Raw genomic sequence first — 1,605 nt, 5'->3', positions numbered from 1 at the left:
GCACAGCTCTGGCTTTGATAGCAGCGACAGTTCAAGGCATTCAACTGAGGGCATGCCGAGGCCTGCTGAAGTTGAATAACGCCGAAATGGTGTTGCTATCAAAGCCCCGCAGGGCGAGGCTTACAGCGGTATTTGCTGCGTTACAGTTCTTGCGAAGGACTAGGGCCATTCGCTGCAAACTGTGCCTAGCATCTATCCACTTTAAGCACACGCAGAGCAAGCACGGGACTTATTCGCACCTTCCCTAAAAGACTGGGTTAATCGTCACTATTTGAAAAATGTTGGCAAACCTGAAATTCATATTTATGACCGAGATACAGAAGAGCCACCTAAATACCAACAAGCATGTGAAAGAGTTAATGCTCGGGGAGATGGTTCAATAGCTTTCCTAACAAGCAAGCGTGAAGCCGAGAACTATTTGCATGTCGATGCAATTAAGCAAGCTTTCCAACTAGAAATTGACCTAGAAATAGATGGTAAAACCGATATTCCTAATTTGCTAGTAGAGCACACACCTTATAAAGAAAGTAACGTTAAGAAAAAGCTCAATAGTCGTGCAGTTTCTTTTATGAGCAAAGAGCTTCTTGAGCAAGTCGACACTAACGGAGAAGTAATGGAGTGGTTTAATGCAATTAACTCAAGGTTAAGTTAATCGTAACCAGCGACACATAGCAAGAGGCTGTTAGGGACTGCATTACGCTGCGCTCCATACAGCCCCAGAGCCAAGCGTTAAGTGCCTCAGAGGGATTTATGATCGAGTCAGAGTTTGAATATAAATTATATCTGCGAGATGTCAGGCAGTTGGCTGAGGGAACTTGCAATAGTTACCCAACATACTTGAATGCCATTTGTAACCACTTGCGTATTGATATCTCATCAGAAAATGTGACAAATATGCAGGATGTAAATGACATCCTTGAACGTTTGAAAGTGAACCTGTCTGATAGAAATTATTGGGGTAATTGCCAATCTGCACTGAGGGCGTACTTGGCATTCTTAGAAAGTGAATCTAACAATGTTACACTATACCCAGACGAGCATTTTGAGGGGCAATCTGTAACCATTCAAGCCAATCGCTACGAGCGTAATGCAAAAGCTCGCAGAGAGTGTCTTAAGTTCCATCAACCAATCTGTAAGGTCTGTGGGATTGATTTCTTTAAGGTTTATGGAGACATTGGCAAAGGTTTTATTCATGTGCATCATGTAAAGCCCTTGTCGGTAATCGGGCATAATTACATCGTTGATCCGGTCAAAGATTTAATTCCAGTGTGTCCTAATTGTCATGCAATGTTGCATACTAAGAGGCCTCCGCTTCAAATCGAAGCTCTGAAAAAGTTAATATCAAGCAACGGCACTTAACAAGTGACTGTGGTGTTTAGTCAATATATTTATCCGTTTTTTACGCACCACAGCTCCTCGCTTTTAAGCATGGTATTCAAGATCACGATGAGCTTTCGCATGCAGGCGATCAGTGCTACTTTAGGCATTTTGCCAGCCGCTTTGAGACGCTGGTAATAGCGCTTAAAAACAGGATTACACTGTATGGCTGACATCATCGCCATAAACATGACTGTGCGTATTCTGTGGCGACCACCACGGATCCTG

At 43.2% G+C, this 1,605-nt stretch carries 3 protein-coding genes; 2 read left to right on the top strand and 1 reads right to left on the bottom strand.

Going from position 1 to position 1,605, the window contains the following annotated elements:
* The first annotated feature begins 271 nt into the window (after window positions 1–271).
* Together L1D47_RS20610 and L1D47_RS20605 are read left to right on the top strand one after the other, a co-directional pair.
* Complete coding sequence (locus tag L1D47_RS20610; RefSeq protein ID WP_239886614.1) at window positions 272–652, top strand: hypothetical protein; 381 nt, start codon at window positions 272–274, stop codon at window positions 650–652.
* Between the two features lie 98 nt (window positions 653–750).
* On the top strand, window positions 751–1,359 hold the full coding sequence (locus tag L1D47_RS20605) for a site-specific integrase (protein ID WP_239886613.1): 609 nt from the start codon (window positions 751–753) through the stop codon (window positions 1,357–1,359).
* A 29-nt stretch (window positions 1,360–1,388) separates the two neighbouring features.
* On the opposite strand, the gene L1D47_RS20600 is transcribed toward L1D47_RS20605, so the two are convergent.
* Window positions 1,389–1,605, bottom strand: a 217-nt coding sequence (locus tag L1D47_RS20600) for a transposase (RefSeq protein ID WP_239886612.1), incomplete at its 5' end; no start/stop codon positions are given.

Origin of the sequence: Shewanella sp. Isolate7 (genome assembly GCF_022398425.1) — a bacterium.
Classification (GTDB): Bacteria; Pseudomonadota; Gammaproteobacteria; order Enterobacterales; family Shewanellaceae; genus Shewanella.
Note: the sequence above shows the minus strand (reverse complement) of the source record. Positions and strands in the feature narration are given on the sequence as shown.

Bases quoted from the DNA above. Each gene is read 5' to 3' on its own strand.
- L1D47_RS20605 (WP_239886613.1), top strand. From the start codon at position 751: ATGATCGAGTCAGAGTTTGAATATAAATTATATCTGCGAGATGTCAGG.